This window comes from Stenotrophomonas maltophilia group sp. RNC7, assembly GCF_030910085.1.
GTDB lineage: Bacteria > Pseudomonadota > Gammaproteobacteria > Xanthomonadales > Xanthomonadaceae > Stenotrophomonas > Stenotrophomonas sepilia.
Map to the genome: position 1 here is coordinate 1 of NZ_JAVFVN010000114.1, position 399 is coordinate 399.

General features: G+C 42.4%; 1 protein-coding gene. It reads right to left on the minus strand.

The window, feature by feature from the left end; all coding sequences use genetic code 11:
- The coding region (locus RCF13_RS01250) for a sugar phosphate nucleotidyltransferase (protein WP_308140749.1) at positions 1–399 on the minus strand (399 nt) is incomplete at both ends.

The window sequence follows — 399 nt, forward strand, 5'->3', positions numbered from 1 at the left end:
TAACGAGATACTTCTTCCCAAGGAACAGGCTGTACTCCGACGATGGAAGCTTCATGCTTTTCGTAAATATCTATCATTTGTTTCAGGCAAGGTGTATCCGCTTCAACAATATCATCTCCGAGCAGCACGGCAAAAGGCTCATCACCAATAAACTTTCGAGCACACCAGATAGCGTGGCCTAATCCGCGGGGCTCCTTTTGTCTTATGTAATGGATGTCGGCTAACTCGGATGACTTCTGTACTTCATTTAACAATGTCAGCTTATCACTTTCCCGCAATTTGTATTCTAGCTCAAAAACACTATCGAAATGATCCTCAATAGCCCTCTTACCTTTGCCAGTTACTATAATGATATCTTCAATGCCAGAGGCAACAGCTTCTTCGACTATATATTGGATT